The 17000-nt window shown below is 37.3% G+C and carries 14 protein-coding genes; 9 read left to right on the top strand and 5 right to left on the bottom strand.

What is annotated here, in order from left to right; translation table 11 throughout:
- Window positions 1-5: 5 nt before the first annotated feature.
- From AB674_RS11670 to AB674_RS11640, 7 genes are all read left to right on the top strand, one after another.
- A complete protein-coding gene (locus AB674_RS11670; protein WP_047776776.1) occupies window positions 6-1535 on the top strand; it encodes a SusD/RagB family nutrient-binding outer membrane lipoprotein in 1530 nt (509 codons plus the stop codon).
- A 14-nt stretch (window positions 1536-1549) separates the two neighbouring features.
- Window positions 1550-2869, top strand: coding sequence for a gluconate:H+ symporter (locus AB674_RS11665; protein WP_047776775.1), 1320 nt, complete (start codon window positions 1550-1552; stop codon window positions 2867-2869).
- Window positions 2870-2873: 4 nt separating this feature from the next.
- On the top strand, window positions 2874-3341 hold the full coding sequence (locus AB674_RS11660; RefSeq protein WP_047776773.1) for a RidA family protein: 468 nt from the start codon (window positions 2874-2876) through the stop codon (window positions 3339-3341).
- 487 nt (window positions 3342-3828) lie between these two features.
- Entirely contained in the window at window positions 3829-4860 is a 1032-nt protein-coding gene (locus tag AB674_RS11655; protein WP_047776772.1) for a sugar kinase, read from the top strand.
- Between the two features lie 12 nt (window positions 4861-4872).
- Window positions 4873-5520, top strand: coding sequence for a bifunctional 4-hydroxy-2-oxoglutarate aldolase/2-dehydro-3-deoxy-phosphogluconate aldolase (locus AB674_RS11650; protein WP_047776770.1), 648 nt, complete (start codon window positions 4873-4875; stop codon window positions 5518-5520).
- Window positions 5521-5523: 3 nt separating this feature from the next.
- Window positions 5524-6639, top strand: a complete 1116-nt coding sequence (locus AB674_RS11645; protein ID WP_047776769.1) for a D-TA family PLP-dependent enzyme — start codon at window positions 5524-5526, stop codon at window positions 6637-6639.
- Between the two features lie 17 nt (window positions 6640-6656).
- Window positions 6657-7727, top strand: coding sequence for a dipeptidase (locus AB674_RS11640; RefSeq protein WP_047776767.1), 1071 nt, complete (start codon window positions 6657-6659; stop codon window positions 7725-7727).
- Here AB674_RS11640 and AB674_RS11635 read toward each other — a convergent pair.
- Entirely contained in the window at window positions 7724-8500 is a 777-nt protein-coding gene (locus AB674_RS11635; protein ID WP_047776765.1) for a DeoR/GlpR family DNA-binding transcription regulator, read from the bottom strand. The two genes, AB674_RS11640 and AB674_RS11635, sit on opposite strands and share 4 nt — an antisense overlap.
- Window positions 8501-8688: 188 nt before the next feature.
- Here AB674_RS11635 and AB674_RS11630 point away from each other — a divergent pair, with 188 nt between their 5' ends.
- Entirely contained in the window at window positions 8689-10995 is a 2307-nt protein-coding gene (locus AB674_RS11630; RefSeq protein ID WP_047776763.1) for a family 20 glycosylhydrolase, read from the top strand.
- A 63-nt stretch (window positions 10996-11058) separates the two neighbouring features.
- Here the strand turns inward: AB674_RS11630 and AB674_RS11625 are convergent, their stop codons facing one another.
- The 4 genes from AB674_RS11625 to AB674_RS11610 form a co-directional block, all read right to left on the bottom strand.
- Entirely contained in the window at window positions 11059-11805 is a 747-nt protein-coding gene (locus AB674_RS11625; RefSeq protein ID WP_047776761.1) for a succinate dehydrogenase/fumarate reductase iron-sulfur subunit, read from the bottom strand.
- A gap of 84 nt (window positions 11806-11889) precedes the next feature.
- The gene (locus AB674_RS11620; protein ID WP_047776759.1) at window positions 11890-12267 is read right to left on the bottom strand and encodes a four helix bundle protein; all 378 of its coding nucleotides are present in this window, start codon (window positions 12265-12267) and stop codon (window positions 11890-11892) included.
- 19 nt (window positions 12268-12286) lie between these two features.
- Window positions 12287-14287 (bottom strand): fumarate reductase/succinate dehydrogenase flavoprotein subunit, encoded by a 2001-nt coding sequence (locus tag AB674_RS11615; RefSeq protein ID WP_047776758.1) that lies wholly within the window; start codon window positions 14285-14287, stop codon window positions 12287-12289.
- 11 nt (window positions 14288-14298) lie between these two features.
- Window positions 14299-14964, bottom strand: coding sequence for a succinate dehydrogenase cytochrome b subunit (locus AB674_RS11610; protein WP_047776755.1), 666 nt, complete (start codon window positions 14962-14964; stop codon window positions 14299-14301).
- Between the two features lie 320 nt (window positions 14965-15284).
- On the opposite strand from AB674_RS11610, the gene AB674_RS11605 reads away from it, so the two are divergent.
- On the top strand, window positions 15285-16646 hold the full coding sequence (locus AB674_RS11605) for a hydroxymethylglutaryl-CoA synthase family protein (protein WP_047776753.1): 1362 nt from the start codon (window positions 15285-15287) through the stop codon (window positions 16644-16646).
- The last annotated feature ends 354 nt before the right edge of the window (window positions 16647-17000 follow it).

Raw genomic sequence — 17000 nt, 5'->3', positions numbered from 1 at the left:
AAGAAATGAAAAAGACATCTATTTTATATATAGCAGGTATACTTTTAGGAAGCATGACAGCCTGTACTAAAGATTTTGAAGAAATAAACACGAACCCTAATTCTGTTGAAGTAGCCAATCCAAATTTCATATTCAGTCAATCACAACTGGACGGCTTAAATAACAATTATTTTTTTACTAACGTTTTAGAATGTGGGGGTATGTTACAACATTATGCCACTTACAAAGAAGCATCCGGTGTTGGAGATAAATACCTGAGCAACGAGGTATACTATTCTGCGTATTTCAATCGAGGTTATCCAACTGCAGTAAATGAAATTCAAACAGTGATTAATTTACTACAGAATAATCCTCTTGACAGCAACAGACTTAACATTGCAAGGATCTGGAAAGTTTACATCTACCACCGCATGACCGATTTGTACGGAGACGTTCCTTATACGGAAGCGGCGAAGGCATATTCGAATGAACATTTTCTTCCTAAATACGACAGTCAGGAATTCATCTACAAAGATTTATTAAAAGAACTTGATGAAGCTGCCACCGCATTAGACCCTGCAAAAACAAGCTTTGGCAAAGCCGATCTTATATATGACGGTAATATCCCCAAATGGAAGAAATTTTCATACTCTTTAATGCTTCGTTTAGGGTTAAGATTAACAAAAGTTGATCCGGCATTGGCCAAAACCTGGGTTACAAAAGCCATCGCCGGTGGTGTAATTGTAAACGGAACCGACAATGCACTTATGAAATATACGGATGGTCCAAACGATTTCAACAGAAACCCAGCCGGTATTGATTCCAGAAGTATTGATTTCACAAAAGACTCCTTTGGTCAAAAAAATGTAGAAGGCGGGAAACTGGCCAAAACGTTTATCGATGTACTAAAAGCTACAGCTGACCCAAGAATCAGTGTTTACTCAGGTGTTTGGCAAGGAACAACGCAAAATACTGCGGCCGACGTTCAAAAAGGTTTCCCAAACGGACTTAAAACACCTCCAACAGCAATAGAACAAGCCACTTTTTCTGAGCCAAATCAGGGTACTGTTTTTAGATATGACGCCCCTCTTGTAATCTTAAGCAATGCCGAAACTAATCTTTATTTAGCAGAAGCTGCAGCAAGAGGTTGGTACACTGCCGAAACGGATAAAGATTTATATGAAAAAGGAGTAAAAGCATCGTTCCTCAATATGGGAATTTACGGTGCAACTTATGCCATCACGGATGCAACACCTTATTTAACAGCTAATCCTTTTAACGCGGCAGGAACTTTTGAGCAAAAAATGAATCAAATACACTCTCAAATTTGGGTTGCCCTATTTGTAGATGAGCAGGAAATTTATTCGAACTGGAGAAGAACAGGCTACCCTGCTCTGGTACCGGTAAACTTTCCCGGCAATGTCACAAACGGAACAATACCAAGACGTTTGAGATACCCTGTAAGCGAATATTCCGTGAATTCAGCTAACTTAGCTGAAGCCATCAAACGCCAGGGAGCAGACACATTCACAACAAGAACATGGTGGGATAAATAATATAATAGAAATAAATGAGCATTTTAATTCTTACTGCCTGTATTGCCTTTTTAATCCTGCAAATTGCCTGGTTTAAAATCAATCCTTTTATCGCATTTATTATCACAGCTTTATTAGCAGGCCTTACTTTAGGCCTGCCGATAGACACTTTATCACAGACGGTGCAAAAAGGTCTGGGCGAAATGTTAGGCTCCATAACGCTAATCATCGTATTTGGAACTTGCATTGGAAAACTCACTGTTTCGTCCGGAGCAGCCAATGTTATTGCTAAAACTGTTATGGGATGGACAGGTAAAAAATACGTCCGCTTAGGCCTAATGATTACCGGATTTATTGTTGGGATACCTCTATTTTATAGTGTGGGGTTTGTTTTGTTAGTTCCATTAATCTTCTCAGTAGCCCATCAATTTAAACTATCAAAAGTATATTTAGGAATTCCTATGCTTGCGTCACTTTCAGTAGCGCACGGTTTTTTGCCTCCCCATCCGTCACCAATGGCATTGAGCAGTATTTTAAATGCGGACATTGGCCTTGTTTTGGTGTACGGAATTATAATCGCTATACCGACTATTTTCATTGCGGGTTTGTTATTTTCAAATTTGCTTAAAAACATTAAAACACAATCTAATCAAGAAATTTTAAATGTAGAAGAAATTGCAAACGAAGGTAAACTTCCGAGTTTTTCCGTTAGTATATTCTCTGCGCTATTTCCTGTTTTTGGATTAACCTTAACCTCGTTATTACCCTTTTTGACTAACAACGAAACAGCTCTTAACATAGGCAAAACACTTGGTGAACCTAGCATTATAATGTTAATCTCACTATTGATCTGCACTTACACTTTAGGTACACGAATGAACAGAAGCTTAAAATCCGTAATGGATGATTACGCAACTGCCATTAAAGATGTTGCCTTAATCGTTTTAATTGTTGGTGGTGCAGGAAGCTTAAAAGAAGTCATGATCGTCAGCGGCGTTAACAACACCATTGTTGATTTGCTAACACAAACAAGCATTCATCCCTATATATTGGCCTGGATGATGGCTGCAATAATTCGTATTTGTGTTGGTTCTGCAACAGCTGCCGGCCTAATGACTGCCAGCGTTTTACTACCTTTATTACAAGCCAATAACCTAGACCCCAATCTACTAGTATTAGCGGTAGGAGCCGGAAGCTTAATGTGCTCCCATGTAAACGATCCTAGTTTTTGGATGTTTAAGGAATATTTTAATATCAGCCTGAAAGATACATTCAAATCATGGACCGTCATGGAATCTTTAGTATCGGTTTTAGGAATCATTTTCGTTTTTATTTTAAACTCAATTATACATTAATATCATGAATTTATTACCACAAGAAAAATTTGAAACATTAGGCTTATCCTTACCACCGGCACCACAGCCGCTTGGTATTTACAAACCTTATTTAGTTGATGGTAAATATTTATACCTGTCAGGACACGGTCCGGTTCGCGACGACAAATCCTTAATCATCGGAAGAATTGGCGACGATATGGACATTGAAGAAGGAAAACTGGCCGCAAGACAAGTTGGTCTGACGATGCTTTCTACAATTGTAACCAATTTCGGAAGCCTGAACAAAGTAAAAAGAGTCGTAAAAGTCCTTGGTATGGTAAATTGTACGGAAGATTTTTTAAGACATCCTTATGTAATTAATGGCTGCAGCGAATTATTTGCTGAGGTATGGGGTCAGGAAAACGGAATTGGAGTACGAAGCGCTGTAGGAATGGGCTCTTTACCTGATAATATCCCTGTAGAAGTAGAAGCTGTTTTTGAATTATTTTAAAACACAAGTCAAAAATGCCACAGATTTAAAGGATTTAAGATTGTTCGCCACGAATTACTCGAATTTTCACGAATTAATTCAACGCAACGATTGGTGCAAATTGGTGTAATTCGTGTTCAAAAAATGCCACAGATTTCACTGATTCAAAGGATTAAAATTGTTGGTCACGAATTGCTCGAATTTTCACGAATTAATTCAACGCAACGATTGGTGCAAATTAGTGTAATTCGTGTTTAAAAAATGCCACAGATTTCACTGATTCAAACGATTAAAATTGTTTGCCATGAATTCACCGAATTAATTACACGCAATGATTTGTGTAAATTTGTGTAATTCGTGGCTAAAGAAATATTCAACAGATTAAAATTGTTTGCCACGAATTGATCAAATTCCCCCGGATTAATTATACGCAGTGATTTGCTATAATTGATAAAATTCGTGGCTTAACAAAATCTATACGCTATTAATCTGTACAAAAATTATAAACATGAATACAAATACCTCACAAACAAAAATTACAACTTTTGGAGAATTATTACTCCGAATGAATGTCGCGAATGGATATCGATTTACGCAAGCCAACGAAATGCGCATTCATGTTGGCGGAGCCGAAGCCAATGTTTGTGTTTTACTTTCTCAATTAGGAATCCACACCGATTATATCACACGATTGCCTCAAAATGATTTGGCACAATTAGCCTTAAACGAACTTCAGAAATACAAAGTAAACACTTCGAATTGCATTTATGGCGGAGAACGTCTGGGACTGTATTTTGTTGAAGCCGGAAATCAAATCAGACAATCGCAGGTGATCTATGACCGTAGTAACTCTTCTTTTGCCACCATTAAAGAAAAGCAAATTGACTGGAATCTTGTTTTGAACGATGCCACACATTTTCATTGGTCCGGAATTAGTCCTGGTGTTTCTTATGAAGCCGCATTGGTTTGCAAAGAGGCCATTCTAGCTGCACATCAAAAAGGATTACCGATTTCTTCTGACTTTAATTTCAGATCGAAGTTATGGCAATACGGCAAAAAACCCGCTGAGGTTATGCCCGAACTGCTTCATTACAGCACCATCACTATTGCCGATTTAGACGCAATAGAAATTTATTTTGGAATCAAAACCGACACCAAAGAATCCGATGCCAATCGTTTTCAGAAAACATTCGAGTTATTAAAAGCAAAAATGCCTTTTCTAAAAACGCTTGCGATGAGCTTTAGAAAATCAGACGGACCGGCTCATTTGTACAAAGGGTTATTGGCACATGAAGATCATTTTTACGAAACCACAGAACACAAAATACAATTGGTAACCGACCAAATTGGTTCGGGAGATGCCTTTACAGCAGGTTTGCTTTACGGACTCAACAAAGCCTTTTCCGGTCAGGAAATTATAGATTGGGCAACGGCCTGTGGCGTAATTAAACAAAGCATACCGGGAGATTTTGCCATCAGCAGCCCAACCGAGATCAGTCATTTTATTAAAAATGGCTCAAGTAATAGAATTAACAGATAAATTTCCCCAGATATGTACAGCATTTTAAAAGCTCAAGGTGTACTTCCGTTAGTAACTCAAATCAACATTCAAACTGCCGAGATCTTATTGAAATCAGCTGCAGCAACCGGTATTAAAATTATCGAATTTGCAGCACGTTCAAATGATGCAAAGGAGGTTTTCAGCCAAATGATTGCGTTTAGAAATGCCCATAAATTAGACCTAAAAATAGCCGTTGGCTCTATTTTGACCCTACAGGATGCACAAACCTACCATCAATTGGGAGCAGATTGTATCGTTTGTCCGCACACCGATTTGGAAATTGGCGCTTATTGCCTTAAAAACAAGGTGTATTGGATTCCCGGAGCTGCCACTTTAAACGAAATACTGCATGCTAATAATTTAGGAGCAGAAATAGTCAAGTTATTTCCTGCAGACAAAATTGGCGGACCTGGCTATGTAAAAGCAATAAAAGCTCCTTTTCCGAACTTAAAGCTAATGCCTACCGGTGGCGTGACTTTAGAAGAAACCAACTTAAAATCCTGGTTTAAAGTTGGCGTTGTCTGTGTGGGTATCGGATCTAATTTGTTTTCTAAAGAACTATTAGCTCAATTGACTTATGAAAAATCAGTTGAAGCCTTTCAAAATTTAATTGAAGTTATCGAAAAAACAAGAACCTAAATCATGGAAGAAAATTGGTGGAAAATTAATTCCGAAACACTTGTCGACACTCCCTTTTTGGCTGTTTATGAAGACCGTTTACAACACAATATCGAACATTTGATTGCGACAGTAAAAGGTGATGTGCAGAAGTTACGTCCTCACATTAAAACACACAAAACCGGAGAAATTCTTGATTTGTTTAAAGTCTATGGCATAAACAAAGTCAAATGCGCCACAATTGCTGAAGCAGAACTTTGTGCAATTCACCAAATTTCGGATATACTGTTAGCCTATCAGCCTGTTGGATTACGTGGGGAAAGATGGATTTCTTTAGTTCAGAAATATCCTCTTTCAGAATTTTCAACTATCGTCGACAATATAGAATCAGCGAAAGAATTAAATGAAAGTGCAAAAAAGAAGCAAGTACAACTTACCGTTTATCTGGATCTAAATACCGGAATGAACCGAACAGGATTTTCGGTTTCTGAAGATTGGATTGCTTTAGCAGAAGAGATAATGCAACTGGAAAACATTCATTTTGCCGGAATTCACATTTACGACGGTCATCTAAAAGGTAGTGTTGAACAACGAAAACTAGACGCTTCCCATTCTTTTTCAATCATCAATCAAAAAATAGAAACGTTACAACAACAAGTAAATTATGAACTAAAAATTGTGGCAGGAGGTTCTAATACATTCCCTTTTTATTCCGAACAAGAAAACGTAGAATGCAGTCCGGGCACTTTTGTTTTTTGGGATATTAATTACAGTCTAAATTTACCCGAACAACACTTTAAACCGGCAGCAGTTCTTGTCGGAACCATTATTTCAAAACCAAGTTCTTCAACATTTTGCATTGATATTGGTTATAAAGCAGTTGCTTCAGAAAATCCGATAGACAAAAGATTAGTGATTTTGAATGATGAAAACTTGGTCCCGACGGCCCATTCAGAAGAACATTTAATTATAGAAAACCGAGGCAAAAACGAGTATAAAATTGGCGATATTATTTATGCCATTCCGTACCACGTCTGCCCTACCTGCGCCCTTTACGAGACCGTTCAGATTGTCAATGCAGCGCATCAAATCTGCGACCAATGGGTTGTCGAGGCGCGCAACAGAAAAATTAGTATTTAAAATTTAAGATCCCCACTATGTTTATAATAGATGCCCATTTAGACCTGAGCATGAATGCAATGGAATGGAACCGAGATTTAAGAAATGATGTAAAAACGTTACGCCATTTAGAAAAAGGAATGACCGACAAACCGGATCGTGAACGGGCAACAGTTTCGTTTCCTGATTTGCGAAAAGGTAATATTGGCATTGTAGTCGCCACACAAATCGCACGTTTTGTAAAACCGGGCAGCAGCATTCCGGGTTGGAACTCTCCTGAGCAAGCCTGGGCGCAAACGCAAGGACAATTAAACTGGTACAAATGCATGGAGGAAGCCGGTGAAATGGTTGCCATTACTGATAAAAAATCGCTTCAAAAGCAAATTGATCTATGGAATGATGGTACCCCAAATGATAAAAAACCCATTGGTTATATCCTGAGTTTAGAAGGAGCCGATTCGATTGTAGATATTTCCTATTTAGAGAAAGCCTACAATTATGGATTAAGAGCCATTGGACCCGCTCATTATGGCCCCGGACGTTACGCGAACGGAACAGATGCAACGGGAAAAATGAATCAAAACGGAATTGATTTATTAAAAGAAATGGAACGTCTGAATATTATTTTAGATGCCACTCATTTATGTGACGATGCTTTCTGGCAAGCTTTGGATCATTACAACGGTCCGGTTTGGGCAAGTCACAACAACTGCCGAAGTCTTGTGGATCATAACAGACAATACAGCGACGAAATGATTAAAGCATTAATCTCAAGAGGAGCAGTTATCGGTGGTGCTTTAGACGCCTGGATGTTAGTCCCAAATTGGGAAAGAGGCGTTTCAACCCCTTTAGGCACACAATGCAATCTGGAAACGGTTTTCAGACACATGGATCACATTTGCCAATTGGCAGGAAATGCCAACCACATTGGCGTAGGTTCAGATCTGGATGGCGCTTTTGGAACCGAACAAGGTCCGTATGATTTAGACACGATTGCCGATTTGCAGAAACTGGTATTGATTTTTAAAAACAACGGCTATACTGATGAAGATCTAAAAAGCATCTTTCACCAGAACTGGATTAATTTTTTAATGAAAAACTGGCATTAAACAAACACTAAACTTGGAACTGCCTTCTTATAGGATTGTAATTTTTCGTGATCAGGCTCTACTTCGGTCACTACATAATCTACCTCGGATAAGTTGGCAATTTTCATTTTTAGAACGGTATCCAATTTTTCAGAAATAGTCAGAATGGCTGTTTTTTGTGAAGCCTGAATCATTGCTTTTTTCACCTGAACCGTTTCCCAATCAGAATCTGAGAAACCGCCTTCAATATCTAAAGCATTGGTTCCTAAAATCAATAAATCGACTTTAATATTAGCCAATTGATTGTATACATCACCGCTCACACACATTTGGCTGTACGACGAAATGCTACCACCGATCATGATAATTTTAACATTAGGTTTATCCAGAAGTTCAACAGCAGACAAAACAGTAACCGTAAAAATGGTCAGACTCAAATCATTTGGGATCAAACGAATAAATTCTCTAATGGTCGTTCCGCCACCAATTAACAAAACCATACCGTCATGAAGAAGTCCTATTGTTTTTTGCGCAATAATTTGTTTCGACTCGCCCGCATAGGTTTGATTTGATGAAGAGTGGTGGTAAGCTTTGGTCATCGCACCCCCTTTTACTTTAATCAATAAGGATTCCGATTCGAGTTCATTAATATCGCGTCTAACGGTATCTTCTGAAACGCATAGTTTAACAGAAAGCGTTTCAAAACTTACACGAGTGTGCAAATTAATTTCTTTTAAAATATGACTTTTACGTTCTTCCTTAGTATAATTTACTATCTCATTATCATTGTTCATGAAAATACATTTTATTAAACAAATGTAAACAATTAATGCAAGATTATTGCGAAACAAAATACAACATGACGCAATAAAAAAGTTAATTCCGCTATTTCAAAGACATTTAAGCAATGTTAAGTTTTGCATATTTTTTGCAAATAGATTCCTAAACAATATATTTGTTTATAACTAACCCAAAATAAACCATGAAAAAAAGCCTTCTATTTTTTTTGCTGTTTTGTTATTCCTTCGGAAATGCACAAGCCACTTCTGAAAACAATACTATAATTCCGGCACCAAACTTCTATAAAGCAACAGGCGACAGTATTCGCTTAAACGGACAAATCAAAGTTGTTTTTGAGAACAATAAATTTAGTCCAAAAGAACTTAAAACAGCACAACTTTTTGAAACAGTCATTAACGGAAACCTTCCTTCAAAAAAGAGTACGATCGAAGTTCAATTCAGCACCAAAAATCCTTCCGCTTCCCTAAGCAAAGAAGCTTACAAAATTAGTATTACTTCAAAAAAGATCAGCGTAACCGGCTCAGAAGAAGGTTTATTCTATGCCGTTCAGAGTTTACTGCAACTCTTACCGAACAAACTGTCTGATAAAAAAGAAATAAAGCTCCCTTGTCTCACTATCGAAGACGAACCAAGATACACTTACCGCGGATTGCACTTGGATGTATGTCGTCACTTTTTTTCGGCAGACGTTATAAAAGATTTCATCCGTCAGATGTCGTACTATAAATTGAATAATTTTCACTGGCATTTAACTGATGATCAGGGTTGGAGAATTGAAATAAAAAAATACCCGAAACTAACCGATATTGGATCTAAAAGAGCACAAACACTGGTTGGCAATAAGTTTGAAAGATTTCCACGTTTCTTTGACGGCAATCCTTATGGTGGTTTTTACACACAAGAAGAAATTAAGGATGTCGTTAAATTTGCCGAAGCTCATTATGTGAATATCATTCCCGAAATTGAAATGCCAGGACATGCAACAGCAGCATTAGCCGCCTACCCCAATTTATCCTGTTTTCCAGATCGTACTTACAAAGTTGTGGAATCCTGGGGTGTTTTCGAAGATATTTTTTGCGCCGGAAAAGAAGAAACTTTTACTTTTTTAGAAGATGTTCTTACTGAAGTTATTGCATTATTCCCAAGCAAATACATTCATATTGGAGGAGATGAATGCCCAAAAGCACGATGGGAAGTTTGTCCGAATTGCCAAAAAAAGATTAAAGATTTAGGACTAAAAAACGAACACGAACTACAAACTTACCTGACTACGCGAATAGAAAAATTTCTCAATGCAAACGGAAGACAAATTCTGGGTTGGGATGAAATGCTTGAAGGCGGACTTGCTCCCAATGCAGCGGTAATGTCCTGGCGCGGAGAATCCGGAGGAATTGCGGCCGCAAAACAGAAGCATTTTGTAATCATGAATCCCGAACAAGTTCTTTATTTAGATTACAATCAAGGGTATTCGCCCCAAGAACCTTTGACAGTAGGACGATTAATTACAGTCGACAAAATATACAATTACAATCCAACTCCTGTGGACAGCTTAACTGTTGAAGAGCAAAAATACATTATTGGTGTACAGTCTAATCTTTGGTCGGAATACTTAACCAACCCGGCGAAATTAAATTACCAGCTTTATCCAAGAGTTTTTGCTTTGGCAGAAATTGCCTGGACACAACCTCAAAACAAAAATTACAACAGTTTTGTTTTAAAACGAATGCCACATCACTTGGAAAAACTGGAACTTCAAAAAAGATTGTACAAGGTCCCAACGCCTTTTGGTTCTGAGGAAACAGCACTAATTGCATCAAAATACACTTTAAATCTAGTGCCAACAATCAAAAACGGGCAAATTTTCTATACTATCGACGGTTATAATCCGGACGAGACTGCGGTACTTTATGAAAAACCGGTTACCATAAATGTCCCAAAAGGAGAATATCGAATCATCAAAACAGTTCAGATTAGTTCTGGTGGAAGAAAAAGTTCCATTAATAAAATTTTGGTTCGAAATCCTGATTTAAAACCGGCTTTAGCAATAAAACCAACCAAACAGGGCTTAAAATATAACTACTATACCGGAACTCTTTTTCAACAAGTACAAGATTTAGAATTAGCAAAACCTCTAAACTCAGGTATTTTTGAAAGCGCTATTAGCAGTGAAAAATGGAAAACCAAAACAGAGCGTTATATCGGCTTAAAATTCGACGGGTACATCTATGTGTCCGAAACCGCAAACTATACCATTTCGACGCTTTCAGATGACGGATCGAAGCTTTTTATAGACGATGAACTAGTCGTTAACAATGAAGGAATTCATTGGCTAAATGAAGCCTATGGTGCCGTACAACTCGAAAAAGGATTCCACAAACTCAATATCAGCTATTTTGATCAGGTTGGAGGAACCACTTTAAACTGTTTCATTCAGCAAGAAGGAAAAGAAAAACAGGAAATAAACAGCTCGCAATTGTATTACGAATAAGCGCATAAAAAAACGCATCTGCCAAGGCGGATGCGTTTTTTCTATAAACTAAATGCTATTTTATTATCCTTTTAAACTTGCTGCTAAATACTCACGGTTCATACGTGCGATATTTTCAAGAGAAATTCCTTTTGGACATTCTACTTCACAAGCTCCGGTGTTGGTACAGTTACCAAAACCTTCAGCATCCATTTGGTGAACCATGTTTAAAACACGATCAACCGCCTCTACCTGACCTTGTGGCAATAAAGCATATTGAGATACTTTTGCAGAAACGAACAACATTGCTGATGAGTTTTTACAAGTAGCTACACAAGCTCCACAACCAATACAAGCCGCAGCATCAAAAGATTTATCTGCATCGTCTTTGTTAATCGGAATAGTATTAGCATCAATTGTATTTCCTGAAGTATTTACCGAGATAAATCCTCCTGCATGTTGGATTCTGTCAAAAGAACTTCTGTCAACAACTAAATCTTTAATTACAGGGAATGCTTTTGCTCTAAATGGTTCGATAAAAATCGTATCACCATCTTTAAACATACGCATGTGTAACTGACAAGTCGTAACTCCTCTGTCTGGTCCGTGCGCTTCTCCGTTAATAAACAAAGAACACATTCCGCAGATTCCTTCACGACAATCGTGGTCAAATGCTACTGGCTCTTCTCCTTTATTGATTAATTGTTCATTAAGAACATCAAGCATTTCAAGAAAAGACATATCTGGTTCAATTCCGTCAATTGGGTAATCAACGATTGCTCCTTTATCTTGGGCGTTTTTCTGACGCCATATTTTTAGTGTAAGTTTCATAATTTTGTTATGGGTTATAAGTTAAGAGTTAAACGTTTGAGGTTACGAGAATTCGACAGCTTAACTGTCTTGATTCTTTCCCTGCTACTCCATTTTTGTCTTAGCTAAATAATTTATATATCCATTTAATATTGCTTTAGTTCTTTCGAACTTTTCTCTAAATTGTTGCAACAAATCTTCTTCAATATAATTTTCGTCTTTAGCAGTAATTACCTGATTTAATGATTCGCTTAATGAACCTCTGGCTATTCTGCAAAATTGAATATTTTCTTGATAATGATATCTTCCAAATCCTTCGGCAATATTATCACTAACAGATCTTGAAGATCGTTTAAGCTGACTGGTTAAGGCATATTTTTCGTCAATTGGAAATTTCGGAAGTATATGTTGAGAAACAAACATTCTTAAATCTCTTGCAGCTTTCCAGCACTCCAAATCTTCGAATGACTTTAATGAACTCATAACCTTTAACTCTTAACTTCTATTTATAACTACGTTGTACTAATTTGATGTTTTCATAAACCAGAGCTTCTTTGTGTAATACGGCATCACTTGGTTTTCCTTTGTATTCCCAAGCTGCAACGTATGCAAAATTCTCATCATCACGAAGCGCTTCTCCTTCTTCTGTTTGATATTCTTCGCGGAAGTGACCTCCACAAGATTCATTACGGTGTAAAGCATCTTTTGCGAACAATTCTCCTAGCTCAAGGAAATCGGCAACACGAGTTGCTTTTTCTAACTCCTGATTAAATTCATTAGCACTTCCAGGTACTTTTACGTCTTTATAAAACTCTTCACGTAAAGCAGCAATTTCTTCGATCGCCTCAGTCAAACCTTTAGCATTACGAGCCATACCTACTTTATCCCACATGATTTTTCCTAATTTCTTATGGAAATAATCTACAGAATGAGTTCCTTTATTATTGATAAATCTGTCGATTTGATCTTTTACACTTTTCTCTGCTTCTACGAATTCAGGTAAATCTGTAGAAATTTCACCCATTTTAATATCCGGAGCTAAATAATCTCCAATAGTATAAGGCAATACAAAATAACCATCTGCTAAACCTTGCATCAAGGCAGAAGCTCCAAGTCTGTTTGCTCCGTGATCTGAGAAGTTAGACTCTCCGATTGAGAAACATCCAGGAATTGTAGTCATTAAGTTATAATCAACCCAAGTTCCACCCATAGTGTAGTGAACCGCCGGGTAAATCATCATTGGCGTTACATAAGGATTCTCATCAACGATTTTCAAGTACATTTGGAATAAGTTTCCGTATTTACTTTTTACGATATCAGTTCCTAATTTAGTAACCACCGCCGTATCATTAGCATCTAAACCTTTTACGTAAGCTGCCTCTTTTCCGTAACGTTCGATAGCTGCAGCAAAATCAAGGTAAACTGCTTCACCTGTTTTGTTAACACCAAAACCGGCATCACATCTTTCTTTTGCAGCACGAGACGCAACGTCACGTGGTACCAAGTTACCAAAAGCAGGATATCTTCTTTCTAAGAAATAATCTCTTTCGCTTTCAGATAAATCAGTTGCTTTTTTCTTTCCTTCACGAATTGCTTTTGCATCTTCTTGTTTTGCAGGAACCCAAATACGACCGTCATTACGTAACGACTCAGACATCAAAGTCAATTTTGACTGATGATCTCCTGAAACCGGAATACAAGTTGGGTGAATTTGTGTATAACAAGGATTCGCGAAAAACGCCCCTTTTTTATGTATTTTCCAAGCTGCTGTTGCATTACTTCCCATAGCATTTGTTGACAAGAAAAATACGTTTCCATATCCTCCTGAACCAATAACTACAGCATGCGCAGAATGTCTTTCTATTTCTCCTGTAACCAAATTACGAGCGATAATACCTCTTGCTTTTCCATCAACGATTACGATGTCTAACATCTCGTGACGGTTGTACATTTTTACTTTTCCACGACCAATCTGACGGTTCATTGCAGAGTAAGCTCCTAACAATAATTGTTGTCCGGTTTGTCCTTGTGCGTAAAAAGTACGAGAAACCAAAGTTCCTCCAAAAGAACGGTTGTCTAATAATCCGCCATATTCACGAGCCAATGGCACCCCTTGAGCCACACACTGGTCAATAATATTAGCCGAAACTTCAGCCAAACGGTGAACGTTTGCCTCACGTGCACGGTAATCTCCTCCTTTTACAGTATCGTAAAACAATCTGTAAACCGAGTCACCGTCACCTTTATAATTTTTTGCCGCATTGATACCACCTTGTGCCGCAATAGAGTGCGCACGTCTTGGTGAATCCTGAAAACAAAATGCTTTTACGTTATATCCTAATTCAGCCAAAGTAGCCGCAGCAGAACCTCCAGCTAAACCTGTTCCAACGATAATAATATCTAAATTACGTTTATTAGCAGGGTTTACTAAATTAATGTGATCTTTATAATCTGTCCATTTGTCCGAGATTGGACCTTTTGGGATTTTTGAATCTAATGCCATTATAATTGATATTAATTATTGAAATGATGAACTAAAGCGATTATCACGAAAAGTGCCGGTACTACAACCGCAAATCCATAACCGATTTTACTTAAGAATCTGGAATATTTGTTGTGCATCCCCACTGATTGAAGAGATGAACTGAATCCGTGCCAAAGGTGGAACCCTAAAAGAACGAAAGACACACAGTAAATTCCTGTACGAATTGGATCGTGAAATTTGTGAACTAACTCACCATAATATCTTGTAGCATCCGGTGCAGTTCCTGCTATATACTTATAAGAAACTTCAGGAAACCAGAAATCATAAAAGTGCAATCCTAAGAATGCTAAAATAACCAGTCCAGAAATAATCATATTTCTTGAAGTCCAAGAAGCATTAGCCGCTCCATTGTATTTTGCGTATGCAATTGGTCTTGCTGCGCTATTTTGTGCTGTCAATATAAATCCCATTACAAAGTGGAAAATTACACCAACTGCCAAAACAGGTTGCATTACATATTGTATCAGCGGATTGTATCCCATAAAGTGAGAAGCTTCGTTAAAAACGTCTTCACTAATAATAGAAATAAAATTTAAGGAAACATGCAGCGCTAAAAACGTGATTAAGAATATTCCCGAAAGAGCCATAGCCACTTTCTTTAAGATGGAAGCATTCAATAGTGCAGATTGTGCCATAAGAGTTTAAGTAGTTTGTTTTAAAAAATTATACAAAAATAAAGTAAATACAAGTGAACTACAACCATTTCACTCTTATTTATAATCATTTTAAAAAGTCTCTCCGACAATTATTCAAATTCTTATAAAACAACAAAATAAGTCTCATTACGCGGCCATTTTCTCCAAAACCTGCATTTTATATAATTATCAAATTGCTATTTTTTAGTACTTTTTGACTTGTTTTCCTCAAAAATATAGGAGACCCTAATTTTATTGCTTTAAAACAACAGAATTCTAAGAGCATAATTTTACCTTTATCCGCTTCAAAAAAAATGAGAATGAAAACAGGAATTGACGCTATTTCTTTTGATGTAGCCAACATACATTTACCTATCAAAACTTTGGCAACCGCCAGAAATATAGAACCCGAAAAATTAGAAAAAGGACTTGGGTTAATCAAAATGACTTTACCGGATGCACACCAGGATGCAGTAGTTTTTGGAGCCAACGCTTTAACCAAACTAATTACCGAAAATCAAATAAACCTAAACGAGATCAGCCGGATTTATGTCGGAACAGAAAGTGCTATCGATAGTTCTAAACCGATCAGTTCTTTCCTGATTGCTTTAATGGAACAAAAGTTTGGTGAAGATTCTTTAGCCGAATGCGATGTTGTCGATTTTACGTTTGCTTGTATTGGTGGTGTTGATGCTTTGCAAAACTGTATGGACTTTGTAAAACTAAATCCAACCAAAAAAGCAATTGTAGTTACGACTGATTTTGCCAAATACGATTTAAACTCCACTGGAGAATACACACAAGGCGCCGGAGCTTTGGCCATGTTGGTAACTTCAAACCCAAGAATTATTGCTTTTGATGAAAATTGGGCCACAAGTACAAAAGGCGTTTTTGACTTTTTCAAGCCATACCGAAGCATTTCGAAAGAAACAATTGCCCAGAACGAAAACAACGACCCTTGGTTTGATAATTTAGAAGCCGAAATCGAAATCCATAAAGATCAACCGGTTTTTGACGGCCAGTATTCAAATCAATGTTATATGGATCGTACGCGTAATGCCTACTTTTCATTCAAAAAATTAAAAAACACTACCGAAACTTTATACAACACCTGGCACAGTATCATCATGCACTTGCCTTATTCTTTTCAGGGACGTCGAATGTTATCTGAAATTTATGTTTTAGACAGTGCCGAAAAAATTATAGCTGATGACATCCAACCAGCAGATTATCAGAACAAAATTAAAGAAGTTGGAAAATCAGAAGACTACCGAAAATTTGTAACCGAAAAATTGCAACCCGCAGAATTGGCTTCTTCTTTAATCGGAAATCTTTACACAGGTTCTATTTTCATGGGATTACTATCGACTTTGGCGCATTTTTATGACACCAAAAAAGATATTTCTGGAACTAAATTCGGATTCTTAGCTTACGGAAGCGGATCAAAATCAAAAGTTTTTGAAGGAACCATTCAACCCGAATGGCAATCGGCTTTAAGCCAAACCAAACTTTTTGAAAACTTAACTGAAAGTGTAGAAATTGATTTTGAAACTTACGAAAGACTTCACAAAAAAGAACAAAAAGCAAGCATCAGAACCCCTAAAAACGAATGGGTTTTAGATCGAATCGAAAAAGAAATCCCGAATTTGATTGGGGCTCGTTATTATAAATGGGAGAACTAAAAATTTCAATATTTTTAAATTCCAAATTCCAATTTGTGGCTTATAAAAAAAACCGAAGTTTTAACGCTTCGGTTTTTTTATGCTACTATTCTATTGTTCGTCTATATCTTGCTTGCGTTAATCGACACAATTCGTCTGTTTTGTCATTTCAAGCGAAGTCGAGAAGTCATACAAAAAACTCCGTACAGTTTGTCATCCTGAGGAACGAAGGATCTACGTTTGCTGAATCCATACCGCTGAACTTCACTTTACGGAATTACTTGTGAAGATACTTCGTTCCTCAGTATGACAAAATTGCGGAAAATAGAAACGGATCAACGTGTGTGATTTCTCGACTTCGCTCGAAATGACAGA

This window comes from Flavobacterium sp. ABG, from assembly GCF_001027725.1.
GTDB classification, from domain to species: Bacteria; Bacteroidota; Bacteroidia; order Flavobacteriales; family Flavobacteriaceae; genus Flavobacterium; species Flavobacterium cupriresistens.
Note: the sequence above shows the minus strand (reverse complement) of the source record. Positions and strands in the feature narration are given on the sequence as shown.